At 34.4% G+C, this 26,390-nt stretch carries 21 protein-coding genes and 3 pseudogenes; 14 read left to right on the top strand and 10 right to left on the bottom strand.

The window, feature by feature from the left end; all coding sequences use genetic code 11:
* Positions 1–360: 360 nt before the first annotated feature.
* The 3 genes and pseudogenes from OPR39_RS05115 (at position 361) to OPR39_RS07475 (ending at position 3,140) form a co-directional block, all read left to right on the top strand.
* A complete protein-coding gene (locus OPR39_RS05115) occupies positions 361–1,005 on the top strand; it encodes an alpha/beta hydrolase (RefSeq protein WP_015589325.1) in 645 nt (214 codons plus the stop codon).
* Between the two features lie 5 nt (positions 1,006–1,010).
* Positions 1,011–1,817, top strand: a complete 807-nt coding sequence (locus OPR39_RS05120) for an SDR family oxidoreductase (RefSeq protein WP_015589324.1) — start codon at positions 1,011–1,013, stop codon at positions 1,815–1,817.
* Between the two features lie 230 nt (positions 1,818–2,047).
* A pseudogene (locus OPR39_RS07475) lies at positions 2,048–3,140 on the top strand (IS3 family transposase).
* 39 nt (positions 3,141–3,179) lie between these two features.
* On the opposite strand, the pseudogene OPR39_RS05140 reads toward OPR39_RS07475, so the two are convergent.
* The 6 genes and pseudogenes from OPR39_RS05140 to OPR39_RS05165 form a co-directional block, all read right to left on the bottom strand.
* A pseudogene (locus OPR39_RS05140) lies at positions 3,180–3,585 on the bottom strand (IS630 transposase-related protein); the annotation flags it as partial.
* Between the two features lie 185 nt (positions 3,586–3,770).
* The gene (locus tag OPR39_RS05145) at positions 3,771–4,022 is read right to left on the bottom strand and encodes a hypothetical protein (protein WP_174516921.1); all 252 of its coding nucleotides are present in this window, start codon (positions 4,020–4,022) and stop codon (positions 3,771–3,773) included.
* A gap of 93 nt (positions 4,023–4,115) precedes the next feature.
* Positions 4,116–6,503 carry a DNA topoisomerase (ATP-hydrolyzing) subunit B gene (gene gyrB, locus OPR39_RS05150; protein WP_141456810.1) on the bottom strand — a complete coding sequence of 796 codons (2,388 nt, stop codon included), beginning with the start codon at positions 6,501–6,503 and terminating at the stop codon, positions 4,116–4,118.
* A 216-nt stretch (positions 6,504–6,719) separates the two neighbouring features.
* On the bottom strand, positions 6,720–7,328 hold the full coding sequence (locus OPR39_RS05155) for an SCO family protein (RefSeq protein ID WP_015588836.1): 609 nt from the start codon (positions 7,326–7,328) through the stop codon (positions 6,720–6,722).
* 44 nt (positions 7,329–7,372) lie between these two features.
* Positions 7,373–8,068, bottom strand: coding sequence for a DNA polymerase III subunit epsilon (dnaQ, locus tag OPR39_RS05160; protein WP_015588837.1), 696 nt, complete (start codon positions 8,066–8,068; stop codon positions 7,373–7,375).
* Between the two features lie 18 nt (positions 8,069–8,086).
* Positions 8,087–8,737, bottom strand: a complete 651-nt coding sequence (locus OPR39_RS05165; protein ID WP_015588838.1) for a Tim44/TimA family putative adaptor protein — start codon at positions 8,735–8,737, stop codon at positions 8,087–8,089.
* A gap of 164 nt (positions 8,738–8,901) precedes the next feature.
* On the opposite strand from OPR39_RS05165, the gene secB reads away from it, so the two are divergent.
* The 3 genes from secB (at position 8,902) to putA (ending at position 15,280) form a co-directional block, all read left to right on the top strand.
* Positions 8,902–9,405: a protein-export chaperone SecB gene (gene secB, locus OPR39_RS05170; protein ID WP_006279761.1), complete on the top strand. Its 504-nt coding sequence runs from the start codon at positions 8,902–8,904 to the stop codon at positions 9,403–9,405.
* A 14-nt stretch (positions 9,406–9,419) separates the two neighbouring features.
* Entirely contained in the window at positions 9,420–12,005 is a 2,586-nt protein-coding gene (gene acnA, locus OPR39_RS05175) for an aconitate hydratase AcnA (RefSeq protein WP_141456811.1), read from the top strand.
* A gap of 134 nt (positions 12,006–12,139) precedes the next feature.
* Complete coding sequence (putA, locus tag OPR39_RS05180) at positions 12,140–15,280, top strand: bifunctional proline dehydrogenase/L-glutamate gamma-semialdehyde dehydrogenase PutA (RefSeq protein WP_015588840.1); 3,141 nt, start codon at positions 12,140–12,142, stop codon at positions 15,278–15,280.
* A 141-nt stretch (positions 15,281–15,421) separates the two neighbouring features.
* On the opposite strand, the pseudogene OPR39_RS05185 reads toward putA, so the two are convergent.
* Positions 15,422–16,565, bottom strand: a pseudogene (locus OPR39_RS05185) (transposase).
* Positions 16,566–16,861: 296 nt separating this feature from the next.
* Positions 16,862–17,254, bottom strand: coding sequence for a TraR/DksA family transcriptional regulator (locus OPR39_RS05190; protein ID WP_010963040.1), 393 nt, complete (start codon positions 17,252–17,254; stop codon positions 16,862–16,864).
* Positions 17,255–17,360: 106 nt separating this feature from the next.
* Between OPR39_RS05190 and OPR39_RS05195 the strand changes: the two genes are divergently transcribed.
* Positions 17,361–18,008 carry a heme exporter protein CcmB gene (locus OPR39_RS05195; protein ID WP_015589376.1) on the top strand — a complete coding sequence of 216 codons (648 nt, stop codon included), beginning with the start codon at positions 17,361–17,363 and terminating at the stop codon, positions 18,006–18,008.
* 411 nt (positions 18,009–18,419) lie between these two features.
* Here the strand turns inward: OPR39_RS05195 and trmB are convergent, their stop codons facing one another.
* Entirely contained in the window at positions 18,420–19,085 is a 666-nt protein-coding gene (trmB, locus tag OPR39_RS05200) for a tRNA (guanosine(46)-N7)-methyltransferase TrmB (RefSeq protein ID WP_012673367.1), read from the bottom strand.
* A gap of 139 nt (positions 19,086–19,224) precedes the next feature.
* On the opposite strand from trmB, the gene OPR39_RS05205 reads away from it, so the two are divergent.
* From OPR39_RS05205 to OPR39_RS05215, 3 genes are all read left to right on the top strand, one after another.
* Entirely contained in the window at positions 19,225–20,877 is a 1,653-nt protein-coding gene (locus OPR39_RS05205) for a 30S ribosomal protein S1 (protein ID WP_015589375.1), read from the top strand.
* A 29-nt stretch (positions 20,878–20,906) separates the two neighbouring features.
* Complete coding sequence (locus OPR39_RS05210; protein ID WP_010963035.1) at positions 20,907–21,185, top strand: HU family DNA-binding protein; 279 nt, start codon at positions 20,907–20,909, stop codon at positions 21,183–21,185.
* A gap of 72 nt (positions 21,186–21,257) precedes the next feature.
* Positions 21,258–21,584, top strand: coding sequence for a cell division protein ZapA (locus tag OPR39_RS05215; protein ID WP_010082086.1), 327 nt, complete (start codon positions 21,258–21,260; stop codon positions 21,582–21,584).
* Here the strand turns inward: OPR39_RS05215 and OPR39_RS05220 are convergent.
* A complete protein-coding gene (locus OPR39_RS05220; protein WP_006279484.1) occupies positions 21,559–21,837 on the bottom strand; it encodes an FAD assembly factor SdhE in 279 nt (92 codons plus the stop codon). The genes OPR39_RS05215 and OPR39_RS05220 overlap by 26 nt on opposite strands.
* A gap of 99 nt (positions 21,838–21,936) precedes the next feature.
* Between OPR39_RS05220 and rseP the strand changes: the two genes are divergently transcribed.
* The 4 genes from rseP to fabZ are packed head-to-tail and all read left to right on the top strand — an operon-like array spanning position 21,937 to position 26,388.
* Entirely contained in the window at positions 21,937–23,055 is a 1,119-nt protein-coding gene (gene rseP / locus OPR39_RS05225) for an RIP metalloprotease RseP (RefSeq protein ID WP_012673365.1), read from the top strand.
* An 8-nt stretch (positions 23,056–23,063) separates the two neighbouring features.
* Positions 23,064–25,400 carry an outer membrane protein assembly factor BamA gene (gene bamA / locus OPR39_RS05230; RefSeq protein WP_265039304.1) on the top strand — a complete coding sequence of 779 codons (2,337 nt, stop codon included), beginning with the start codon at positions 23,064–23,066 and terminating at the stop codon, positions 25,398–25,400.
* Positions 25,401–25,952: an OmpH family outer membrane protein gene (locus tag OPR39_RS05235; RefSeq protein ID WP_265039306.1), complete on the top strand. Its 552-nt coding sequence runs from the start codon at positions 25,401–25,403 to the stop codon at positions 25,950–25,952. It abuts the gene before it with no gap.
* Positions 25,953–25,956: 4 nt separating this feature from the next.
* Positions 25,957–26,388 carry a 3-hydroxyacyl-ACP dehydratase FabZ gene (gene fabZ, locus OPR39_RS05240; protein ID WP_006279640.1) on the top strand — a complete coding sequence of 144 codons (432 nt, stop codon included), beginning with the start codon at positions 25,957–25,959 and terminating at the stop codon, positions 26,386–26,388.
* The last annotated feature ends 2 nt before the right edge of the window (positions 26,389–26,390 follow it).

Consider the following 26,390-nt stretch of genomic DNA (forward strand, 5'->3'; position numbering starts at 1 on the left):
CTAGTTGGACGGTAAGTCGAGGTCAATTATTGATGCCATGCAAGTAGTGTAGCTACTTGCATAGCATTTATACCAGTTTTCGTAAATAAATAAGGTACGTTGCTTAAGGCTGCAGTTATAGTGAGGTATTTTTTCTAGTTTGTTTTCTTATTTCTGAGGTTTATAGCTAAGGTTTTCCCTACGTCATACCGCGATTCATTCGCGGTATCTCAGCCGCTAACGAGTAGCGGAATGACGGTTTTTCAAATCGTCGATGAACCTAAGTTACTTTATCTGTAGTATCGGGAACGTAATTGCACATTGGTTTTACAAATTTGAAAATTAGTGTTAAATAAAAATATAAACGCAAAAGGAAAAGAAATGATTGAACTTAAAGGCCCAGAAATTTGTGCAGGCGGAAATAAGAAAAATTTGATTATTTTTTTACATGGTTGGGGCTCAAGTGGCGATAATTTCATTCACCTTGCTAAAGTTATGAGCAAGTTTTTACTGGGTTCATATTTTGCAGTACCCAATGCTCCGTTTGAAAGAGAAATAGGTGATGGTTATCAGTGGTTCAGCTTGGAAGATCGTAGTGAGGAAGCGCTATATAATGGAGTAAAAAATGCTACATCAATTGTAAATCATTTCATTGATACAAAATTAAAGGAGCTTAATTTAAAAGATACGCAACTTTCTTTAGTTGGATTTTCTCAAGGAGCAATGCTTGCAATACATACAGCTCTCACCCGCTCTCAATCCTGTGCATCAGTTGTTGCATACTCTGGTAGATTTCTTTCACCTTCAAAAACTGCACCAGAGATCAAGTCAAAACCTAACATATGTGTTATCCATGGTGATGCTGACGACGTGGTACCTTTTTCGTCCCTCGACTTAGCGGTTAAAGCTCTGAAAGAAAATGGAGTAAATGTTGAAGGACACCCAATTCATGCATTAGGGCATATTATTAATGAAGAGGGAATAAAATTAGGAGTAGAATTTATCAAGAAGAATTTTAAAAATTAATTTTCATGCACTTGTTTTGCTTTGGTTATGGATATGTAGCTAAATTTTTATCGAAAAAACTACTGAACTTAGGTTGGAAAGTTAGTGGCACATCAAGAAGTAAAAATATACAAGATGTAATCCTCTTTAATTATGAGAAAGTTAGTCAAGATCTGCTTAAAAGCGCAACGCACGTTTTAATTTCTATTCCTCCAGATGGCGATGATGTTGTGGAGAGATACGGTGATTGCCTGCAAAATGTAAAATGGCTTGGTTATTTGTCTGCAACTAGCGTCTATGGTGATCACTCTGGTAATTGGGTGAATGAGGAATCTGAAACAAAACCTATAGAAATCAGAGGAGAAAAGCGCCTTAAATCTGAAAGGAAGTGGCTGAATAGCAGATTGCCTGTACATATTTTTCGTTTAGCTGGAATATACGGCCCTAGTAGGAACGTGTTAATTGACTTGCAGCTTGGCAAAGCAAGAAATGTGAAAAAAGAAGGGCATTTTTTTTCTCGTATTCACGTTGAAGATATATCAAATATTTTATTTTCTTCCATGCAAAACATAAAACCTGGTGAAATATACAATTGTGCAGACGATTTACCCACTACACAATCTGAAGTGGTAATATATGCAACCAAACTTCTCAATGTTAGCCCTCCAGAACCAATTGAGTTACCAGATTATGCACAGAGTTTTTATTTAGGATCAAAGAGAGTAAGTAATGTTAAAATTAAAAAAGATCTTAATGTCTCTCTAATTTATCCTAACTACAAGGTGGGATTAGAGAGTTTGCACGTAAACAAAACTGAAATCACATCAGAATGATAGATAGGCTTATTGTCACTGCCATTAAGTTAAGGAAAGAATGGTTAAAAACTGAACTAAAAAGTCAGAAATAATTAAGGATTTATGACAAATGCTGAAACAGAATAGAGTAAACTTTAAAGCAGATAAACTCTGAAGTGTAAATTACTTAACAAATAGTGACCTTACCCAGAAAAAGTAGAGAGAAAGTTAAGACGTTTTTGGAGTAAAATAAAACGTTTTTTCAAAATATGACAAATAGAAGAGAATATACAGCAGAATTCAAATTGGAAGCTGTTAAGCTGACAAATGAACAAAGAAAGGCAGGTCAAACAATTACAAAAATAGCAAGAGATTTAGGAATAAAGGGTGGTTTATTAGGAAAATGGATAAAGAAACACAACGAAAAAAAGTCGGCAGCAGATGCATTTCCAGGTAGAGGTAACATGGCTCCTTACGACAAAGAGAGGTTTGATTTACAAAGCAAAAGTAACAAGAGAAAGAGACATTTTAAAAAAAGCCCTGGCCAGTCAAAAAGAGTAAAATATTTTTTTATATAGTAACTGCTATAAAGTACAGGAATTATGTAGGATTTTCTGCTAGTGGCTACTATAAGTGGACTACAAGGAAAATAAGCAGTAGAGAATCAGCAAATAAAGAGTTATTAGCAGATATTCAAAAAATATATCAAGCTTCTAAATGTAGATATGGAGCTCCTAAAATTCATGCTGAATTAAAGGCTTTGGGTAAAAGTTGCAACTTAAAAACAGTGCAAAGTATTATGCAGAAAAATGGTATTCAGGCTATATTGAGAAGAAAATTTAAAATTAAGAAACAACAAACGGACAGTAGCTCCCAATATATTAGACCAAAACTTTATTGTCGATCAACCAAATAAAGTATGGGATTACTTATATAAAAACCAAAGAAGGATGGCTATATTTGGCAACAATAATCGATCTATATTCACGCATGGTAGTTAATGAGCAGTTCAATAAATAAACAATTGGTTATGGACTCTTTATTAATGGACGTTAACAAGCGTAAACCTGTTAAAAATCTACTGCTGCACAGTGACCAAGGTTCACAATATACTGCGCAAGGGTATCAATATCTCTTAGCTGTAAAGAATATAGATGAGTAATAAAGGCTGTTGTTACGACAATTCTGTTGCAGAAAGCTTCTTTAGCTCATTGAAAAGAGAAATACTTATTGATACTTCACAACACTCTGCTCAACAAACTAGAACTGCAATATTTGAATACATAGAAATTTTTTATAACAAACAACGTCACTATTAACTATTGCATTCCAGAACAATTTGATGCATCATTCTTTTTGTAAAAAACATTCCACACTTTCTCTCCACTTTTTCTGGGTAAGGTCAATATATACAAGATTATCACGATGTTTTGTCGCTATAACCCTTGCAAATTGAGCTCGCTTTTCTTCATTTCTTTCTTTATATCCGTAGGTCTTTTTTTCTTGTAAATCCAATATTTTTAAGTGCGCGGTGAATCATTTGTCGACTCCAGAGTTTAGCCATCTCTGACTGAGTCTTGCCACCATGGTTTTTGCAAATTCGGTGAAGACATTCCAGTCGGTAATTTTATGCTACGCTTCCAGGCTTTTTTGACTGAAAATCTCCCGTTTCCTCACGCCTTTTCTGCCACTCATATAAAGTCGTTTTTCCAATTTTAAATCTCTTGGCAACAGTTGCTCTACTTTCTCCTTCATCCAATGCTTCCATTGCTTTTTTCCTTAAGTCGTAACTATACGCTGCTGGCATACAAACCCCTCTACCATAAATCCATTCTTACCTTATTTGGATTATTATGAGAAGAGCTATAACTCTATGGGAGGGAAGCAAAATCTGGGATTCGGCCTTAATGGCATTAGCGTCGCATCAGCTTCACCCTCCCTGTGAGGTATTTTAGCTCTAATGCCTCACATCATAAAGATACAAGTGTCAAGCTACTTGGATGACAGGGGAGGGAGGCACTGGGATGACAGGAGAAGGTAGTGGGAGACACCCTGACAACCGTCATCCCGCTGCTTGTTAGCGGGATCTAGAGATACCGCGAATGAATCGCGGCATGACGTAGGACTGCTTTCATTCCAGTGCTTGACACTGGAATCCAGCCTTTCTGCAATCTCATCGAAAACGTTGTAACCACTTTCTATGCTAGTTTGCTTGTGAGCAACCTGGATTCCAGTGTCAAGCACTGGAATGACACCGTTATAAAGGAACCAGTGTCAGCTACTTGAATGACACAGTCTTTGCTTAAACCCGTAACGTTCGTACATTTTGCTAAAAGTTCAAATATCAACATCATGCACGTTGAGTGCATTGCTATTAATAAAATCACGGCGTGGTTCAACTATATCACCCATTAGTATTGAAAATATGGAATCAGCTTCTTCACAATCTTTTATTTCAACCTTCAGTAAAGTTCTAGCCTCAGGATTTAACGTAGTATCCCATAGCTGATCAGCATTCATTTCACCAAGACCTTTAAATCTCTGCAGAGTTAAACCCTTTTTACCATAGTCCATTATTATTTTTGCAAGCGTACTTGGAGAAGTGATTCTTATTTCAGTTTCTTGTGACTTTAAAAATGAATCACCATTAAATAAATTACTTATACCATCAAGCAAACTTAATATGCTTTGCATATCTTTGCCTTCAAGCATACTAAGTGCAAATATATATTTGTCTGCCAATCCTTGAAACAATTTAGAGATGTGAATTTCTTTTTCTTCATCTTTTATTTCTACTTCCCAAGTGTATTCGCTGTACATTAATTTTAAATACTTTAATATCTCATCAGCCGATGATAGAGCATTCTTTTTGCTTAAAATTAGCAATGACTCTAGGAGATTTTGTGGTATTTCTCTATCATAATTTTTGCTAATATTAGAAATGCTAACGCATTTATTCAAAATAAGGCGCAAGTCGTTAAATTCTGTAGCTGTACCACTTAGTGTTAATCTTTTAACTGCTGAGTTTATTATATACTCTTCAAAAGTTTCGTCATCTTTAATATAAGTGTCTTTGGCATTCTTTGTAACTTTATAGAGGGGTGGCTGTGCTATGTATAAGTAACCTTTTTCAATAACTTCACGCATATGTCTAAAAAAGAAAGTTAGAATCAAAGTTCTTATATGTGAACCATCAACATCTGCATCTGTCATGATGATAATTTTATGATATCTAGCTTTTTCAATATCGAAGTGTTCACTCCCTATTCCAGCACCAATTGCAGTGATTAAAGAGCCTATTTCTGCAGATGAAAAAATACGATCTAAACTTACACGTTCTACGTTTAGAATTTTTCCTCTTAAGGCAAGCACTGCTTGTGTTTTACGATTACGCCCCTGCTTTGCAGTACCACCTGCTGAATTACCCTCTACTATAAATAATTCCGATAACTCAGGAGCTTTTTCCTGACAATCAGCAAGCTTTCCTGGCAGAGTTGCAATATCAATATTGTTTTTGCTTTTAACTAGCTCGCGCGCTTTTCTTGCAGCTTCTCTTCCTTTTGCTGACCTGATTGCTCTTTCTACTATGCTTGCTGCCAATTTGGGATCAGTTTCAAGGATTGTGCTCAATTTATCAGAAACTATACTTTCTACAACTGCACGTGCTTCAGAACTAACTAGTTTATCTTTTGTTTGTGAAGAAAACTTAGGATCAGGCATCTTAAGAGATAAAACACAAGTTAAACCTTCTCTAACGTCCTCTCCAGTTAAATTTACTTTTGCTTTCTTTAAAAACCCTTCATTAGTTGCATAGGTATTGATACATCTAGTTAGTGCAGATCTAAATCCTGCCAAATGCGTACCACCATCTCGTTGCCGTATATTATTAGTGAAACACAACATATTCTCATAGTAGGAATCATTCCATTCCATCGATATTTCCAAGCTGATGCCAAGATCGTCTGCATCTCCTTTCATACTGGCAATTTTAGTTACATGTGTCTTATTCTTATCTAAATACTGCACAAAATTTGCTGTACCAAAATTGTCTTTAGATTGATTGCTCTGATTGAAATGAGATTCTGTATATGGTTCATTGCGCAGATCACGTAAAGTAATGTCGATATTTGAATTTAAAAATGCTAATTCTCTTATACGACTTTCAAGCGTTGAGTAACTGAAATTAATGCCATTAAAAGTCTCTGTTGATGGCATGAACGTGACTTTAGTTCCTCTTTTGTTTGTATTTTCGTTGACTACCTTTAAAGGTTCAATAGACTCACCATCTTCAAAACGCATAAAGTGTTCTTTCTTATTGCGCCAAATAGTTAATTCCAACCAGCTTGATAATGCATTCACAACTGAGATTCCAACACCATGTAATCCCCCAGAAACTTTATAGGTATTACTGTCAAATTTACCACCAGCATGGAGTTGAGTCATTATTACCTCTGCTGCTGATATTCCTTCTTCTTCATGAATGTCAGTTGGAATGCCACGACCATTGTCGGTTACTGATACTGAACCATCTTTATTTATGCTAACTTCAATTTTATCACAATATCCAGCTAAAGATTCATCTATTGCGTTGTCAACAACCTCATATACCATGTGATGCAAGCCAGATCCATCGTCAGTGTCACCAATGTACATACCTGGACGTTTCCTTACAGCATCAAGACCCCTTAAGATTTTTATTGCATCGGCATTATAACTATTTTCCATGGTATTGCTTCATTTATGAATGTTAATTAATATTACATTCATATATGCTGATTAGCAACATTTTTAAACTGATAACCCATATTAAAAGCACAATTTTACGAATGTTTATTTTTGAAAACAGCAAATAGTGTCATTCCAATGTGTCTTCCCGATGGAGATTAAATTATAACGCTCATGCAGTTGCGTGTTCGACTAATTAACAGAAAAATCTATAATTCAGTTTACGTATTTTCTGATCTCAGCCAAAATCTTATCAGATTGACTTTCGTCTGAATTTAAATCAGCTGCAAAGTGTGTAACATATTTTCCTCCAGGGCCAATAAGGTACATTATTGAAGAATGGTTGATTTCTTCTTCTCCACCAACTTTGCTAGCATATACTTTATACTTTGCAATTACTTCGTCTATTTTTTCTCTTTCACCAGTTAACATTTGTATTCTGTGGTCAAATTGCTGCTGAAATTCTTTAAGTCTTTCCGTGCTATCGCGCTCAGGATCAACTGTGATAAAAAATGTTTGTAGCTTGTTGTTAGTTTTCTCATCTAACCTTGCAAGTGTTTCTGAAATTATCCCAAGGTTCATAGGGCAAATTCTTTTGCATGAGGAAAACCCAAAGAAAATCATCATGTATTTATCTTTAAAATCACTACTGCGCAGGATCTGTCCGTCCTGATTAATTAAAGAAAAATCTCCGCCTATCTTAACTTCTGCGTTGTGAATCGCTGCTGGGGCAAATATGCCTTTTTTAGTGAAATAACAATAACCTAAAAAAACAACTGCTAATGCTGCTAGCACATTAGATAACAATCTTATAAACCTTACCATTAGGGTGCTCTCAGTAAAATTAAATTGTATCTTTATTAGTTGACCTATTCAATATATTTATTCCAAAGTGTATTGTTAATTTTGTCTAACAGTTTCTTATGTTCATCAATTTCTTCACTATTTGGTGAATGTTCTCTGGGAGTTAGATTACGCACTTTATGCTGAACGAATGTAGAGTTACTGTCCTGATTGCATTGATTATCAAACAGAAAGGTTTGTAACCCTCCTGTAAGTTCAACATATACCTTTGCAAGCAATTGAGCATCAACTAGTGCTCCGTGCAATTCTCTATTCTCTAGCGATATATCAAAACGCTTACATAATGCATTCAAAGAAGCAGGTGATCCTGCGAATTTTTTCCTCGCAAGAGGTAATGTATCTAGCACTCTATCTGAGGAAATTAACCCAGCATTCAGCTTGCTTAGCTCCATGTTAAGGAACTTAACATCGAATTCAGCGTTGTGAATTACCAAAATATCATTAGATATAAAGTCAAGAAATTCAAGTGCAACATTTGAAAATAATGGTTTATCTTCTAAAAATTCTTCACTAATACCGTGAATCTTAAACGAGTGATAAGGTATATCTCTTTCTGGGTTAAGGTACCGATGGAATACTTTACCTGTTGGAATGCGGTTAATTAATTCCACACACCCTATTTCAATAATTCGATGACCAGATTCAGTGTCAAGACCTGTCGTTTCAGTGTCAAGTACTATTTCGCGTAGCTTGCTTTCCATTTCAAAAAAAAACTCATCTTACTTGTCATTTGTCTTATCGTTACTTGTCTTTTTATAGTGAATAGAAACAAGCAACCAGCTTGGGTCTGATGAATTAACATTTTTTTTGAATTGCCATACATCCTCAACTTTATTAATGGTGGATGTACTACCTGATATGATATCCCCTTTATTATTCTTAACGAAGTTAATTTGCTCTGAAAGGAAATATACTGCAATAAACACTGCGTTTTTTACTAGCTTTATTTCTAAAATCTTTTGTGAAACAATAGAAACAATTATAGACTCGTGCACCTCTTTACGATGTTTAATCTTCTCTGCAAAATTATCATATAAGTCTTTATCGAGAAGTGGTTTTAACTGAGACAAATTTCCTTGATTGAAACATTTTATTATTAATTCAAAAGCTATGCTTGAACCTTCTATAAAGTGGGAAATAGAAAAATCTTTGTTTTTTTTTAATATTTGTTTATAAGTAAATTTTATTGAATTTTCATCATTGCTATCAATGTAACCCTCAATGTTTTCTACTACATCTTCTCTACTTCGGCTTACATCCAATACATTAGTTAGCTTTTTTAGGTTGAGGTTGGCTGACCTTCCTAAAGAATTATACAAACGTGAAAAAATGAACGCCGCTAATAAAGCATATATTACAAGCTCTATCATAGTAACTCAACTCCTTGGCATATAAAGTATCCGAACATTATTAATTATTAATGAAAATATGTTTTTCATATCAACTTATAATCAGGTTTGCTATTCGTTTGTAAATGAATATATTATATAAGAAAGTATTAAATATCTCAACTTAATTAAAGGAGACGTAAGAAATGCCACAACAAAAAATGAGAATTCACGGTCAATATGTTAAAGATCTATCATTTGAGAATCCGAATTCGCCATTCCTTTCTTCTAGTAAAGCTCCAGATATTAATGTAATGGTTAATATCAATTCAGCAAAATTAGAAGGGACGAAAAACAAAGAAGAAGTGAATGAAGAAAAATCTTTTCATGAAATTACTTTGCATATAGAAGTCAAAGCAACGGTAAAAGATGAAGGCATAAAAGATGGTGTAGCTTTCATTTGTGAGACGAAATATTGTGGCATTTTTTCAATAGAAAATTTAAAAGAGTTGAGTGAGGAAGAGGTAAGACAAGCTTTGTTTATTGGCGGACCTACTTTTCTTTTCCCTTTTGCAAGAGAAATAATTGCAAGAGTTACAAGTAGTGGTGGATTTCCCCCACTGATGCTAGATCCTATAGATTTTGAAACTATGTATGAGCAGCAAGGTCAACAACAAAAAAGTAACGGTAGTAATTCCAATTTTAACTAATATAGTGTGATAGGATGAACAATTCTTTAAACGCAAAAACGACTTTAAACATTGACGGGAAGTCATATAACTATTTTAGCCTAAGTAGTGCTAGTGAATTTTTAGGGACAGATGTAACTAAATTGCCCTGCTCACTTAAGGTGCTGCTTGAAAATTTATTGCGTAATGAAGATGGAGTAAACGTAAAGCTGGATGACATAAGAGTACTAGCAGACTGCGTTAATAAACACACTAATCACGAAATTAGCTATAAACCAGCAAGGGTGTTGATGCAAGATTTTACAGGGGTTCCTGCTGTTGTTGATTTAGCTTCAATGCGGAGTTATGTCAAGAAAAATGGAGGAAGCCCGAGCAACATAAATCCTTCTGTACCGGTTGATCTTGTGATTGACCATTCTGTTCAAGTAGATAGTTATGGAAGTGTTTCCGCATTCAGTAAGAATGTTGAGTTAGAAGTAAAAAGAAATTTGGAGAGATATCAATTTTTAAAGTGGGGAGAATCGTCCTTCACAAATTTTAGAGTAGTGCCGCCTGGCACAGGGATTTGCCACCAAGTGAATCTTGAATATTTAGCGCAAGTTGTGTGTAATAATGATGGAGTCATATATCCTGATACTTTAGTTGGTACTGACAGCCATACTACAATGATTAACGGGTTATCAGTCCTTGGTTGGGGTGTTGGAGGCATAGAAGCTGAGTCTGTGATGCTTGGTCAACCAATTAGTATGGTGATTCCAGAAGTAGTTGGATTTAAATTAATTGGCAGATTGTCGGAAGGAGTAACTGCGACCGATTTAGTGCTGACGGTTACCAATATCCTAAGAACAAAAGGCGTTGTTGGTAAGTTTGTAGAATTTTATGGTGATGGTTTAGATTATTTATCTTTGGCAGATAGAGCCACTATAGCAAACATGGCCCCGGAGTATGGCGCAACTTGTGGATTTTTTCCAATTGATCAAAAAACGCTAGATTATTTAAGCTTAACCGGAAGGCCAGAAAAGCTGATTAAGCTAGTTGAGGCTTATGCGAAAGAGCAAGGACTGTGGCGTAGCAATAATGAGTTAGCATTTTTTGACACACTAGAACTTGATTTATCAAGCGTGAAGCCAGTAATGGCTGGTCCCAAAAGACCACAAGATAAAGTTTTTCTTTCACAAGTGGCAGAGTCTTTTTCTAAATCATTTTCAGTTAATGAGTCAAAGGAAAACGATAAACTCCAAGATGGAAGTGTAGTTATTGCAGCAATAACAAGCTGCACTAATACCTCAAATCCAAGTGTGATGATTGCTGCAGGTCTTGTAGCTCGTAATGCAATTAAACTTGGATTAAAATCAAAGCCTTGGGTTAAAACTTCTCTTGCTCCAGGGTCACAAGTTGTAACAGAATATTTAGAAAAGTCTGGATTGCAGGTAGATCTAAATGCTCTGGGCTTTAATTTAGTTGGATATGGTTGCACAACTTGCATTGGGAATTCTGGTCCACTTAATAAAGATATAGAAGATGGCATTAAAAACAAAAACTTAACCGTTGCTGCAGTTTTATCTGGTAATCGTAACTTTGAAGGAAGAATTCATCCGTTAGTCAAAGCTAATTACTTGGCATCTCCGCCACTTGTTGTTGCATATGCACTTGCTGGTACTGTGCAAATTGATCTGACAAAAGATTCAATATGCAAAGATAAGAATGGAAATGATGTCTATCTCAAAGATATATGGCCAACAAACAATGAAATCGAAGATTGTGTTAAAAGTGTGGTAACACGTGAGATGTTCATACAAAAGTATAAGGATGTTTTTTCTGGTGATGAACATTGGCGAAAGATAAAGTGTGAAAAAAGTGAAATCTATAATTGGGATGCAAATAGCACTTACATACAAAATCCGCCCTATTTTGATAATTTATCACCTAAAAATAATAAAATCGATATAAAAGGTGCACAAATATTGGCAATGTTTGGCGATAGCGTAACCACTGACCACATTTCCCCTGCTGGAAATATTGCCTCAAGTAGTCCTGCAGGTATATATTTAAAAAATCTTGGAATTGAGCCACAGGACTTTAATTCGTATGGGTCTCGTCGTGGTAACCACAATGTAATGATGCGTGGGACTTTTGCTAACATTAGAATAAAAAATGAAATGGTAAGCATCGAAGGCGGCTATACAAAATATATTCCTTCTCAAGAAACTATGTCGATTTTTGATGCAGCAATGCGCTACAAGGAAGCTCTCATCATTGTGGCAGGAAAGGAGTATGGCACAGGTTCAAGTAGGGATTGGGCAGCAAAGGGTACTTTATTGTTGGGGGTTAAAGTTGTCATTGCAGAAAGCTTTGAGCGTATACATAGGTCCAACTTGGTCGGCATGGGTGTTCTTCCACTTATATTCCAAAATGGAATAACCAGAAAGATATTTGATGGTAGCGAGGTAATAAGCATAAAAGGTGAAATAGTGCCAGGTGGAAATCTAGAATGCATCATCAAAAGAAAGGATAATTCAAAGCAATCAATTCAACTCAAATGCTGTGTACAAACCGCAACTGAGACTAAATACTTGATGTGTGGTGGAGTGTTGAGCTACATACTTGCACAATCTTTTTGATTTAGTGAAGTTATTGCATGGACTTCTTTTAGCCAGCCCTGATCCCTTTGTAAATAGCAATTTGCTCTGCGCAAAGTTATGATATAATTTCACCATACATATGGTGTCGGAGTATTTTTTGGAGATAATTATATATGATAAGCTCTATACAAGAACCTAACGAATTGAGAAAACGTTTACAAGGATTTTATCGTACTGATGAAAAGAGTTATATACGTTATCTTGTAGAAAAAGCAGAGCTTTCGGCTGATTCAAAAAATAGAATTTATAATATTGCAAAACAAGTTATTGAAAAAATCAAACACAATAAATTAAGTATTGTAGATTCCTTTATGCAGCAATACTCGCTTTCCAATGATGAAGGAATAGCATTGATGTGCCTTGCTGAATCGCTACTTAGAATACCAGATGATTATACAATAGACGAGCTAATCAAAGATAAAATTGCCAATCAAGAATGGAGTAAATATTTAGGATATTCTTCTTCATTGTTCGTCAATGCTTCCACGTGGAGTTTAATGATAGGTAGCAGTATATTGAGAGACAATGAAGGCGATTCGAAGTTCTATTACGCAATTTCTAAGTTACTTAAGAATTTAGGAGAACCGATCATTCGCAAAGCAGTAAAACAAGCAATGTCTATGCTTGGTAATCATTTTGTTGTTGGAGAAACCATAGAAGAAGCTTTAAGGTACGCAAAACTAGATGACAATAGTAAGTTTTTATACTCTTTTGATATGCTTGGTGAAGCTGCTCACACAGCTGAGGATGCAGAAGAGTATTTTAATTCATATATGCATTCAATAAAAGCTATAGGTGAATCCACTGAAATAAATGATTGTTTTAAATCCCATGGAATTTCAATCAAACTTTCTGCTTTACACCCATGTTATGAATTCAGCCAATTTGACCGAATTGCTGGTGAGATATTCACTAAGGTTTTAGAGCTCTGCCGCGAGGCAAAAAAATACAACATTTCATTATGCATAGATGCAGAAGAATCAGAAAGGCTTGAAATTTCCTTAATCTTGTTTGAACAATTACGGCTTGATGAATCACTTTCTGAGTGGGAAGGGCTTGGCTTGGCTGTGCAAGCATATCAAAAGAGCGCTTTATCTGTTCTTGACTTTGTTGAAGATGTTGCTATCCGATCAAAGCACAAAATTATGTTGAGGCTTGTAAAAGGTGCATATTGGGATTCAGAAATCAAGCGTACGCAAGAATTGGGATTAAATGATTACTCAGTATTTACAAGAAAAAGCTATACTGACGTATCTTACCTCGTGTGCGCACAGAAACTTTTGAGTAAACCAAACAGCTTTTACCCATGCTTTGGAACTCATAACGTCTATACTTTTGCTTCTATCATGGAACTTGCTGATAAAAACCACCCTGGATTTGAATTTCAACGCTTACATGGAATGGCAAAAGACTTATATGATTATGCAATGTCAGAGCTTGCAACAAATGTTAGCTGTCGTGTCTACGCACCCGTTGGGGAACATAGTGACTTGTTGCCTTATCTTATAAGACGTCTTCTTGAAAATGGAGCTAATAGTTCGTTTGTTAATCAAATAAGTGATCCTAACGTTAAAATCGATGAGTTAATTTCAGATCCACTGGAAAAAGCTATAAATTTTAATTATGAGCCTCATCCAGGCATTCCATTACCACAAGATATTTTGGGACCAGAAAGAAAAAATTCTTTGGGAATGGATATTAGTGATTCTGTGATAGTCTCACAATTTGCAGATGATATAAAGGGTTTTAGTGAAAAAAAGTGGCAAGTTGGACCAATAATTGATGGAAAAGCACTATTTGATAGTGCTGAATTTATCGAAGTAGTGAATCCTGCACATTTAGAAAATGTAATTGGAGAAGTGTCAAATACAACAAGTGTTCAAGCTTTAAACGCTCTTGAAATAGCACATAATGCTTTTACTGAATGGCAGAATGTTTCAGCAGTAGAGCGCGCTAAATGCCTTGAAAAAGCTGCAGATTTGCTTGAAGAAAGGATGAAAGAGTTGATTTACATTCTGATCGTAGAAGCAGGAAAAATTTTATCTGATGCAATAGCGGAAGTAAGAGAGGCAGTGGATTTCTTACGTTACTACGCAACGATAGCAAAAAATGAACTGAGCGACTGGAGAAAATTGCCAGGGCCAACAGGTGAAGATAACTTCATCTTTTTTGAAGGCAGAGGAGTTTTCTTATGCATATCACCGTGGAATTTTCCGCTCGCTATCTTCATTGGGCAGGTTTCAGCTGCACTTGCAGCAGGTAATGCAGTGCTGGCAAAACCGGCAGAGCAAACGCCGATTATTGCCTATGAAGCTGTTAAGATACTACATGAAGCTGGGATATCAAAAAATGTGTTGCACCTCATTCCTGGGGATGGTGGATATTTAGGCAAAATATTAGTTCCAGACAATAGAATTTCCGGTGTAGCTTTTACTGGTTCAACACAAACCGCTCAAATAATTAATAGAATGCTTGCAAATAGGGATGGTCCTATTGTGCCATTTATTGCTGAAACTGGTGGATTAAATGCTATGATTGTTGATAGCTCTGCTCTCTTAGAGCAAGTGACTACGGATGTTTTGCTTTCTGCGTTTCGCAGCGCTGGCCAACGCTGTTCTGCGCTTAGAGTGCTGTTTATTCAAGAGGACATAGCAGAGAAGCAGATAAAAATGATATGCGGTGCAGCGCAAGAACTCAAGATTGGTGACCCAATACAACTTAGTACTGATATTGGTCCAATAATTGATAAAGCATCTATCGATATGCTCACTCAACATACGCAAAAAATGTCAGAGGATAAAGATTCAAATCTGTTATTTAAAGTACCCATGGATACAAATTCTCATAATGGTTATTTCTTTCCTCCATATATTTATGAGATACAAAAAATTTCGCAATTAAAGCAAGAAGTATTTGGTCCTATTTTACATATCATACGTTTTAACAAGTCACAATTAAATGAAGTTATAAGTGATATAAATAGTACTGGATATGGGCTTACGTTTTCTTTGCAGAGTCGTATACAAAGTCAAATTGACACTATAAGTAAAAAAATATCAGTTGGAAATGTCTACATCAACCGTAACCAGATAGGTGCAGCAGTTGGGATACAACCATTTGGTGGTAGAGGACTATCTGGCACTGGGCCAAAAGCTGGTGGTCCTCATTATTTACAGCGTTTTTCTACAGAAAAAGTTGTAAGTGTTAACACTACAGCATTTGGTGGTAACACTACACTTATGTGTTTGGATTAATTTGCGGGCCCTAATTTTTCTTACCCCTAAACTAGACGTTCGTGCAGTTATGTACACAGCGCTAAAATCCGAAAAGGACCAGCTCATGCACTGAAATAAATCGTATCCGTTCAGCCAATGGCGTCAACTTAAGAACTTTCATTAGCAAACTCTCCTAAAGACATGATGGCGTTTAGGCTTATCTACTTTATTGCGGCTGTCCCGGTCGGATTTTAACTTTAGCGCGTATACTTAAAAAGGGCTTGAAAGTTTTTTGGCGCAATAAGTACCTGATAGAGTTTCTGCCTCATTACACCAAATAAAACTGAAAAATTTAAACGATACTCAGTAATTTGATCTGGGTTCCAAGGCCCTTGTGCATCACACATATGAAGCGATAATATATTGCACATGACCAAGTTTGCCCAAAATTCTTGTAATACAGCCTCTCCAGAAAAATTCTCTAACTCTGCTCCTACTTTGAGTCGTTTATAGCACTCCTCTATGTGCCACCTTAACACATAAGCTTTGCTCCAAAGTCTCGGTCAAAAACTCTGTTTCTCAGTTGGCTAATGTCAGCACTATAACTCTTACTTTCTGTCCTTTCATTTTATTTTTTAGCTTTTCATTTTCTAATATAAAATCAAAATCTAATTCGCCAGCGTTCCCATAGCTTACTATAATTTCTTTTTTGCAAGCGAAAAATAAAATCTACTTCCAAATCATAATGCTGCTGAATGAATTTTACTGAAGACGATCATAGATAAATAATAATTTCTCTTGATTTAATAAACGCATTTGAGTGATAACTTCGGGTAATTGCTCTGCCGCCAACGTTTGTTCACCTATATTCCAAGCTGCAAGACGAGCACTACAAATTAGCGAAGTACACAAATCAACAAACAAATTGCCAATGGTGCCTGTTGTTCCATTTGGTTCAAACTCGGATACAATTTCCCCAGAGCTGGGTAATCTCATACCAGAACCATCTGCTGCAATAAGTCTATAGCCTCTCCAACTCAGGTTCATCCTGATAGGCTGTTTGGATGCTTAAATTCTTGAAAGCCTGTATGGCAAATCTTATACCTTGCTTTAGAAAAAGCTTGCTTTGAGGGTACATGTCAATGGCTCCATAAGTTCACATTCTATTCCCAAACTTTTTTTAACTAACTTTAAAATCATAGAAAATACTGTCGAAAAAGGAAGTTTTCTTGTTCGTGTAAAACTCAACACAATGGATTTTCTGAAAAGTTTTCGAGTATATTATATTTTTAATTTGTAGAATAAGGTTTTTTCCTTTTTGCATATTTCACCTAAAAAGGACACATTTTAGACTTCTTTGTTGAAATAAAACAGAAACAAAAGTGCTGTCCCTTGCACTCTTTGGATAATTTAATGATAAAAAATTTAGAGAGAAATTTTATACACTATCGCTGATATTTTTCCTTAAGTTGACGCCATTGTGTGAACGGATACAACTTAATTTTTAATCTGCAGGAGTCAAGTTGAGAATGTCCAATTTTCCACTTTCTTTATAGCATAACATACTTCAGCGCCTCTTGCTCCTCTTGAAGTCCAATGGGCTCACCACTTATGTGTAAATTAATCGTTAATGTTGTACACGTTCTTTTCTTTTTCTACTCTCTCTTGCTCTTCAATACAATATATAGCAAGCGGATTAGCTTTAAGTCTTTCGACTCCTATTTCTTCTCCTGTTCCATCGCAGTAACCATAAGTGCCTAATTTTATTTTTTCTAACGCCTCCTTAATTTTTTCTTTTCTATCTTTTCGACGCTTGATTAATTCCTCGTTTCCACTATCTTCATCAGAATAGTATGTATCAATACTATTATCTTCTAGTTCTTGTTTCTCTAACTCAGCGAGTATTGATTGTAACTTTAAGCTGAAGTATTCCAGTTGTTTTACGCTCATATATTCTTCATCTTCTGAAGGAGTGTAATCTTCTGGTGACTTTATTTTTGGTAACTTTTCCATAATTGCATTATCAAAAAAATAATAAAACCTATATAATTTATGAACAAAAAATTATACTACCTCAAAGTAAACACTATAATTTATAATAAACATTTAAAAGCCTAGTATGATCGACTCAGTAAAAAAATTAGTAATAGATGATAAGAACTTTACCTATATAGTATGTATTTTTATCATAATGTTAAGTTTATCTTCATTTACACTTAAAAACAACAATAAACAAGAAGTTATGTTAACATTAACATGGATATGTGCTACATTTGTTTTGCAGATTTCTACAAATAATTTGTTTACATCTGATTATCATGATGGAATATTAGAGCAAATCTTTGTACAGCCACTCTCTTCTAGGCTTATAGTTGCTTATAAAATTTTCGCTCACTGGTTATTATTTGGGTTACCGATTTCAGTAATTTCTTCCATATTCAGCTTTGCAATTCTAGGCAATAGTATTGAACACTCAATAGCAGTTGGAGTGTCTTTATTATTTAATACGCTGATAATCACTAATATTTCAGCTACTGGAAATGCATTGATGATTGGTCAAAACAACTTAGCATCAGGAGTATCGCAAATTCTTGTTTTGCCAATGATAATGCCAACCTTTGTGTATTTTAAAATGCTAACTCAATTTGAAAATTTATCCTTGAATATTTATACACTACTAATCACCATCTTAGTTTTTGTTATTTTGATTGTTAACAGCACTGTAACTACTCACATGGCACTAAAATTTGCTGTGGAACAGGATTGAAAAATCTTACTGTTATTCAGTAGACTTCTTGCATAACCTAGAAAAAAGGCAAATAGTTATTATAGATTTAGGTTTATCGACAATTTGAAAAACCTTCATTTCAGCATCCTTCCCTGTCATCCAAGTAGCCCTTCGTTGTCATCCCAGTGTCAAAAACTGGGATAACAGCTAACCTGACAACCGTCATCCCGCTACTTGTTAGCGGCTAAGAGATACCGTGACGGTATGACGGTTCGCGGTGGCATGACGAGAAAGGGGCTACTTGGATGATACCTTTTTTCTACTTAGTTTGGGTTATGCAAGAAGTCTATTCCTTCATAAGGAGAAGTAGTTAAAGGAATTTACTCTATTTCTCCCTCTTTTTTTATTATTTTTAATCTATAGTTAACGTAAAAGAGATATGCAAAAACTCTATTGATCCATAGTCTGCAAATTATTAATAACACTTACTTTAAAGAACCTCACTTTACGCTGATCTTTGAGCGCTCTTCTGTGGTATTTTGTAAGAGTATAACTTGTGAAATCGTCTTCCCTATAGATTAAAGAGTTACACTGCTTTATATGTGATGCTATCCACTCTGCATAGTCCTGATGATCGGTTGCAATGAATATTTCCCCTGTTATAAGTATTTTTTTTGCTAATAAATTTAAAAATTCCGTATTAATTAATCGTCTTTTATTGTGACTTCTTTTTGGCCATGGATCTGGAAAGAGAATAAAGAATCTTTCAACACTGTTATCAGGAAAATTTGCAATCAATTCTCTTGCATCTTCTGTCCACATTAAAATATTTTTTATGTTCTGTATTTCTATGTTTGTCAGCAAGCGAGAAACCCCCTTTAAGTAGGGCTCACATCCTATAAATAATAGATCAGGTTCATTGAGCACCTGGTAAAGCATATTTTCACCGTTGCCAAAGCCTATTTCTACCCATATTCTTTTTTGTGAATTTACAATTTTCTCTATAGATTCCTTGCTGTTTTGAATAGAATATTTTTCCAATATTTCATCAACATCAGGTTTTAGCCTGGACCTTCTGGAGAACGATCTAATCCACTTGCTATTCTTAAATAGCATATTCTTGATACATATATAATTTTCTCACTATATTTTATATAGCTTAAACAATTCTCGAAATGAGTTAATGAAAAATTACTTGTCAATAATTGTTAATATTATATAATATATGAGTTCTAATAAAGTTTAAGTTAAAGGTATGAATAATAATAATCCAGTCGTAAATCTACCGGTTACTATCAGAAAGCTATCATCAAACAAATTTATAGAAGAGATATGTCAAGGCCAATTTGAGGATCAAGATAATACCTTGTTTGAAGATTCTTTTGTTAACAAAATTAAAGAAGGAGATGTGGTAGAAGGTGTAATTACAAGAATAAACCCTAACGACGTTGTGGTTGATATTGGTTTAAAATCTGACGGGAGAATTCTGATCAAGGAACTCGGTTGTAATGATGAGGTCATTATTGGCTCGAAAATCAGAGTTTATGTGGAAAGAATTGAAGATTATCATGGTAATGTTGTTCTTAGTCGTGAAAAAGCAATTAGGGACGAAAAATGGAATAAGTTGGAAGAAGATACAGTTACAAGGGCTGAAGTAAGCGGAGTTATTAAACGCTCAATTAAATGTGGCTTTATTGTTGATCTTGGTGACGGAATAAGCGCTTTTTTACCGCTGAGTCATGTGGATTTGAAGCAAGTAAAAGATGCGAAGCACCTTATTGAAACTGAACAAAAGTTCATCGTGCTTAAAATGGATAAGAAGCAGGGCAATATTGTAGTATCAAGAAAGCTGGTGTTAGAAAAATTGCACGCTGGTGAAAAAATTAAATTTTTAGAATCTTTAAATGAAGGCGATATAATAGAAGGGAAAATAAAAAGTATCACTCATTACGGTGTATTTGTCGGTATTCATGAATCAGATGTAGTGGGAGTTATAGATGGATTGTTACATATTACAGATATCTCTTGGAGTAGGGTAAGTCATCCGTCTGCAGTTTTTACTTGTGGTCAGACTATAAAAGTTAAAATTATAAAAATAGATAAGGAAAATGCTAAAATTTCCTTGGGTGTGAAGCAGCTAGAAGATAGCCCTTGGCAAGATGCAGAGTCAAAATATCCAGTTGATAGTGTGAATAAGGGTTATGTAACAAGCATAGAAGATTATGGATTATTTGTTGAGCTTAGACCTGGAATTGAAGGTTTAGTGCACTCGTCAGAAATAACTTGGGTTAAGAGTAATTTACCAGTTAGTAGTCTCGTAACAAGGGGACAAGAAGTATATGTAAAAATTCTCAGTATTGACATTGCTAAGAGTAGGATGAGTTTAAGCATGAAAAGGTGTGTAGACAACCCTTGGCAAGTATTTATCAATAAATATCCTCCTGGTTCTATTGTTTCTGGTGAAGTGAAGAATAATACCGGCTCATATGTATCTGTTGCTTTCGGTGATTCTGAAATAGATGAGAACGTAGAAGGGACAATATATGTGAAAGATTTTAGTTGGTCTAAAAATGGTTCAGATGAGATAAAGAAGTATAATGTAGGTGATAAAATAGAAGCAAAAGTAATAAGGGCTAACGTGAATCGGGCAAGAACTTATCTTGGAATAAAACAAATAGAGTATGATCCTCTTGAAGAACTGATAAAGAAAGTTAAGGTAGGTGATAAAATACAGGTTATTGTAGGTAAGAGAGAAGATAATGGACTAGTCGTTGAAGTTGAGAACGATGTAACCCTTCTAATAGATCAAGAGCATTTACCAGAGAATAAAAAATTCTCTATATCAGAAAAAATAGAAGTTGAAGTATTGGGTGTTGAAGAATATAACATAGCATTATCTGCTAAGTGATAAGGTTTACTTATTTTGGCTTCATATAAATGGCAACAAAGTCTGATATAATAGCGAGGGTAGCAAAAAGACATCCTTTTTTAGATAAGATTGTTATAGCAGCTATAGTTGATAGATTTTTTGGGATACTTTCAAGCACATTGAAACATCATAATAGAGTTGAAATTAGGGGGTTTGGTTCTTTTTCAGTTAGAAGTTATAACTTGAAAGAAACAAGCCATTTAATGTTACAGAAGTTTACAAAGAATCAATACTTTAAAACATATTTTCGTAGCAGTAAAAAATTATCTGATTTGATAAATGAATAAAAATTTATACCATAAATAAGATGAAAGTAGAGGTTTGAGTTTATACTGTACGATAGAAATTTTTAGCACCATATGCAAGTAGTAGAAATAGTTATACGTAATAACACATATAAAATATCTTGCGAAAGTGGGAAGGGGAATCATTTATTACGCCTTGCTAATAGTTTTGACAAGTTAGTTAGTTCTGTATCTCAAAAAACTGGAGGTAAGGGTTCGGATGCATTAAATTTCTTACTTGCAGCACTAATTCTTGAGGATAAAATTTTAGAATTAACAAAGCGATTAGATGAAGTAAATCAAGAGCGCGAAAAGTATAGAAACGAGAAAAGAATAGAATATACTGAGGTACTAGATAAGGTAAATAAGATTATCACTAATCTTGAGTGCATAAAGGATTAGCTTCAATAAAGCAAGCAATTAAATTGACTATCTGACTATTCAAGCCAGGAGGGAGGTTTGTCTTACGAGTTATGTAACAATATAATTCGTAATCATCAAGATCAACTATTTTTTCGTATTCGATTAGTTCGCTTAAGGAAAATTTATCAAGATATTTCAATGCGAAATGCCCTAAAAGTATATCGGTTTCTTTGCAACCCCTATGCCAGCTTCTATATATTAATTTTCTTCTGAGTAGTGAGGTATCTGTCATTACAATTAAACTTTTTTTAATTTAAAAGTTAAACTAAATACTTGTCAAGCGAGGCGCATTTTAATATACTTAACATTTTGTTAAGATCTAAATATACAGGTGGAATTAATTTCTAATCTTATCCATCAATTTAGCGATGGAATATATTATTTTTTATCATTTTCTTTAATAATTTCTGTCATAGTATTCGTGCATGAATATGGGCATTATGTTGTTGCCAAAGCATGCAAAGTTAAAGTTGAATCTTTTTCCATAGGTTTTGGTCCTGAAATTTTTGGTTTTAACGATAAGTCTGGAACTAGATGGAAATTAAGCGCTGTTCCATTGGGTGGTTATGTTAAAATGCTAGGAGATACTAATGCAGCGAGTGTCCCAGCTGATCAACAAGAATTAACGGAAGAAGAAAAATTGTATTCATTTCATACAAAACCGCGTCATAAAAAAGCAGCAGTAGTTTTTGCAGGGCCTTTTGCAAACATGGTATTTGCTGTTATAGCTTTTACAATATTCTTTAGCATAGCAGGTTATTATCGCACTCCACCGGTGATTGAAAATGTAATCGAAGGTAGTGCAGCTAAGCAAGCTGGTTTGTTGCCAGGTGACACTATTACACAAATCAATGAGCATAAAATAAAATACTTTGAAGATATTTCACGTGTGATAATGTCGAATCCTAAAACAAGAATGGAGATTGAGTATAGCAGAAATAATGAGAAGCACAGGACCAGTTTAACTCCATTAATAATCAAGGACAAAGACGTTTTTGGCAACACAATAGAAAGAGAAACTATAGGGATTATTTCAGTCAATACATTAAAGCAGTCGTCTTTTCTTGGGGCTGTGAGCTTATCAGTAAGTGAAACTTACCACACTATGTGCTTAACGATCAAAGCTCTCTTTCACATTATTGTTGGTAAAAGGAGTATCAATGAAATAGGTGGACCAATAAAAATCGCAAAATATTCAGGACAATCAGCTAAAAAGGGATTTATTATGGTTCTATATTTTATGGCAATCATTTCAGCTAATTTAGCTGCAATTAACTTGCTGCCAATACCACTGCTAGATGGTGGGCATTTATTTCATTATATCATAGAAGCGGTTATACGTAGGGATTTAAGCTTGAAATGTCAAAAATATGCAGCTATTTTTGGTGCTTTAGTGTTGTTTTTGCTTATGGCAACTGGAATGTCAAATGATATTAGGGATCTTTTTTGAAATAAAATATGAAAAAGCTATTTTATATACTGGTAGTGGTTTTTATTTCTTTTCCTGCCCTGCTTGTTGCTTTAGGAACTGCGGAAAAAGTGCAGGTGAAAGATGTCAAATGTATTGGTAATGAGAGGGTAAGCAACCAGACAATAGGGTTCTATATAAAACTAAAATCTGGTGATTATATAAACGACGATGATATAGACTCAATTATAAAAGATCTATATAAAACAAAGTTATTTGCTAGTGTTAATGCTTACATAGATGATAAAAAAAATTTGGTAATAAAAATTCAAGAAAATCCACTAATTAACAAGATAATATTAAAGGGTAATAAGTTATTTAATAGCAAAGAGTTACTAAATAATGTGATTCAGTCAAAATCGCTAACTATTTTCACTGAAACAAAATTGCAAAACGATTTAATGAATTTAATCACTACTTATAGAAATAACGGTAAGGTTGGCGTTAAAATTGAATATGAGTTGGAGAAGCTCGATAGTAATAGGGTCAATCTAATTTTCAAAATAAAAGAAGGCAAAACCTCTAAAATTAAGGATATAAGATTTATAGGCAATAAAAACTTTTCTGAAAATGAGCTAGAGCAAGTTATTAAAAGACATAGTAATGACATATTTAGTAAGTTATTTAGAGCCATTTTTAAAGGCGAAAATCATTATTCACCGCAATATCTATTGATTAACACAGAATTGCTCGATCGTTTTTATTCGTCTAAGGGATATATTCAAAATAATATTCAACCAATTGTTGAGGTTGATAATAACAATCAAACAGAGTTAACTTTTTTGATTGACGAAGGACAGCAGTATTTGTTTGGAAATAATGAGGTTAATATTGAAACTGAAATTCAGGATTTGAGCCTAAAAGAAGAAATATTGGATTTTATAACAGAGGAAAACGATAAGATATTTAATAGAGTTAAAATTAATAATACAGTAGAAAAAATAAACAAATATTTAAATGAAAAAGGATATATATTTGCAAAAGTTAATCCAGAGTATGCACAACGTGACAACGTTGTAGATGTAACCTACAGAGTGCTGCCGGGTAAAAAGATTTATATAAATCAAATTACAATTGATGGTAACGATCGCACTTTAGATAAAGTGATCAGAAGTAAGCTAAGTGTAGCAGAAGGTGATGCGTACAATATATCTGAGATTCAAAAGTCACGTAAAAAACTAATGAGTAGTGATTTTTTTGAAACAGTGAAAGTAAATAGTTACGCAGTTAATGACAATACAGTAAATCTTGACTTAAATGTTAAAGAAAAAAACACTACTTCGTTGTATTTGGGAGGCGGTGTGTCTCTTCCTGGTGGAGCATTGATTAAAATTGACCTCAAAGACCGTAATTTATTTGGTACTGGAAAAGAGCTCTCTTTTGCTCTTGAAAAAAGTCAATACGTATTTTCTACTGATTTAGAGTTTGTTGAAAATAATTTTAATGATTCTGATACGTCACTAGGTGTAGACGTATTTTACGAAAAACAAGATAAGCCAAACACTACTTTTGATAGTTGCGATATGGGATTTTTTACAAAGTTATCATATAAAGTCACAGAGAACTTAACTAATTCCCTTCGCTATTCTTATAAGTATAATCATATACACATGGATAATAAGGGTGGACAAGACACCGATATCTCTGAAATAATACTGGACCGAAAAGGTGAACATCAGATTTCATCAGTGGGATACACGTTGGCACATAATAAACTGGATAACCTCTATACTCCAAAAGAAGGGTATTTACTGCGCTTAAGTCAGGATATTTCAGGATTGGGAGGAAACGTGAATTTCCTAAAATCTGAATTCTTATCTTTTTATACGCACCCTATATTAAGCAAAATTGACGATGATATAACTCTACGCTTTAAGATGGCGGCAGGTCATATTTTTTCTTATACTGATGAAAATCTAAACATTGGCCAGCACTTTTTTAAAGGGGGTAATGAGATTAGAGGGTTTGACCTTTCCGGTATTGGACCAAGAGCAGAAGACAAAAATAAAAGCTCATTAGGAGGCAAAACTTATTTTAATCTAACACAGCAAGTGGATTTTCCTCTACCAAAACTATATGACTATGCTGGTATCAAAGGCTCACTATTTGTTGACTATGCGACACTTTTTGGCTTAGATGATAAAAATAAGAAGTATGAAGGGAAATACTATGATAGCAAGCTTGTGAGAGTGTCACCAGGTTTTGGCTTTTCAATGCTTTCTCGTTTTGGTAGACTTAGATTGGATTTCGGGTTTCCTTTAGTAAAGGAATCTTATGATATAATACCATCACCAAATGTTAAATTTTCTATTGAAGCGGGGATTTGAATGAAATATATACAGTTATTTATATCAGTTATTGCCTTAATTATTTCCTTATTTGTGGGGTATAAGTTTGTAGGATATCAACCTCAGAACACAAAGGCTGCCATTATTGATAGTGATAAAGTTATCAATGAATCTCTTGCTCTGCAAAACATACAACAACAAATAAAGGAGCAGAATTCTAGATTACAACAAGAATTTGAAAGTGAGTTAGAAAAACTTAAGCCATCAAAAGAAGAATTTGAACTTTTGTCAGAAGAAGCAAAAAAAGAAAAGACAGAACAGTTTAATAAGCACACTGTAAATACTAGAGATAATTACGCTAAAAAAATGTTACATTTAGAAGAAAGCTATAGAGACGCAGTAGAGAATGTTTTTAACAAGATAAAAGAAGTCGCTAAAAAAACGGCAGAAAAAAACAACATAGATTTGGTACTATTTATTTCAAAAAAGAACCAAGTTTTATACTCCATGGATGAAGTTGATTTATCAGATGTGGTATTAAACAATATAAACAAGAAAATACCTGAATTTGCTTTGAAAGGCATTGAGTAGGCTTATGCAATTTAATATCAGTGATATTATAAAAATATTACCACATTCTTATCCGTTTCTCTTAGTAGATAGAGTTATAGAGTGTGATCCTGGTAAAAGTATAAAAGCAATCAAAAATGTGACTTTCAATGAGCCATTTTTTATTGGCCACTTCCCTGGTCATCCGATAATGCCAGGAGTCTTGATAATTGAATCTCTAGCTCAGGCATCTGCTATATGTGTTCTAGGTAAAGAAACAATAGAAAATAAAGTTGTTTACTTGAGATCCATTGAAAATGCAAAATTCAGAAAGCCAGTTACTCCAGGGGACACATTGATTCTTCAAGCTAACATTCAAAGTGTGTGTTTAGGTGTACACAAATTTAGGTGTATTGCATCTGTTAGCGAAGAAAAAGTTGCAGAAGCAACAATCTCAGCAGTATTGCAAAATAAATAAAA

The organism is Wolbachia endosymbiont (group A) of Yponomeuta plumbellus (assembly GCF_947251575.1).
GTDB lineage: Bacteria > Pseudomonadota > Alphaproteobacteria > Rickettsiales > Anaplasmataceae > Wolbachia > Wolbachia pipientis.

Bases quoted from the DNA above. Each gene is read 5' to 3' on its own strand.
- bamA (WP_265039304.1), top strand. From the start codon at position 23,064: ATGAAAAAGCTATTTTATATACTGGTAGTGGTTTTTATTTCTTTTCCT.
- OPR39_RS05155 (WP_015588836.1), bottom strand. From the start codon at position 7,328: ATGGTAAGGTTTATAAGATTGTTATCTAATGTGCTAGCAGCATTAGCA.
- OPR39_RS05190 (WP_010963040.1), bottom strand. From the start codon at position 17,254: ATGGAAAAGTTACCAAAAATAAAGTCACCAGAAGATTACACTCCTTCA.
- acnA (WP_141456811.1), top strand. From the start codon at position 9,420: ATGAACAATTCTTTAAACGCAAAAACGACTTTAAACATTGACGGGAAG.
- OPR39_RS05210 (WP_010963035.1), top strand. From the start codon at position 20,907: ATGGCAACAAAGTCTGATATAATAGCGAGGGTAGCAAAAAGACATCCT.
- putA (WP_015588840.1), top strand. From the start codon at position 12,140: ATGATAAGCTCTATACAAGAACCTAACGAATTGAGAAAACGTTTACAA.
- OPR39_RS05215 (WP_010082086.1), top strand. From the start codon at position 21,258: ATGCAAGTAGTAGAAATAGTTATACGTAATAACACATATAAAATATCT.
- OPR39_RS05165 (WP_015588838.1), bottom strand. From the start codon at position 8,737: ATGATAGAGCTTGTAATATATGCTTTATTAGCGGCGTTCATTTTTTCA.
- OPR39_RS05115 (WP_015589325.1), top strand. From the start codon at position 361: ATGATTGAACTTAAAGGCCCAGAAATTTGTGCAGGCGGAAATAAGAAA.
- OPR39_RS05205 (WP_015589375.1), top strand. From the start codon at position 19,225: ATGAATAATAATAATCCAGTCGTAAATCTACCGGTTACTATCAGAAAG.
- OPR39_RS05120 (WP_015589324.1), top strand. From the start codon at position 1,011: ATGCACTTGTTTTGCTTTGGTTATGGATATGTAGCTAAATTTTTATCG.
- secB (WP_006279761.1), top strand. From the start codon at position 8,902: ATGCCACAACAAAAAATGAGAATTCACGGTCAATATGTTAAAGATCTA.
- dnaQ (WP_015588837.1), bottom strand. From the start codon at position 8,068: ATGGAAAGCAAGCTACGCGAAATAGTACTTGACACTGAAACGACAGGT.
- gyrB (WP_141456810.1), bottom strand. From the start codon at position 6,503: ATGGAAAATAGTTATAATGCCGATGCAATAAAAATCTTAAGGGGTCTT.
- OPR39_RS05235 (WP_265039306.1), top strand. From the start codon at position 25,401: ATGAAATATATACAGTTATTTATATCAGTTATTGCCTTAATTATTTCC.
- OPR39_RS05220 (WP_006279484.1), bottom strand. From the start codon at position 21,837: ATGACAGATACCTCACTACTCAGAAGAAAATTAATATATAGAAGCTGG.
- trmB (WP_012673367.1), bottom strand. From the start codon at position 19,085: ATGCTATTTAAGAATAGCAAGTGGATTAGATCGTTCTCCAGAAGGTCC.
- fabZ (WP_006279640.1), top strand. From the start codon at position 25,957: ATGCAATTTAATATCAGTGATATTATAAAAATATTACCACATTCTTAT.
- OPR39_RS05195 (WP_015589376.1), top strand. From the start codon at position 17,361: ATGATCGACTCAGTAAAAAAATTAGTAATAGATGATAAGAACTTTACC.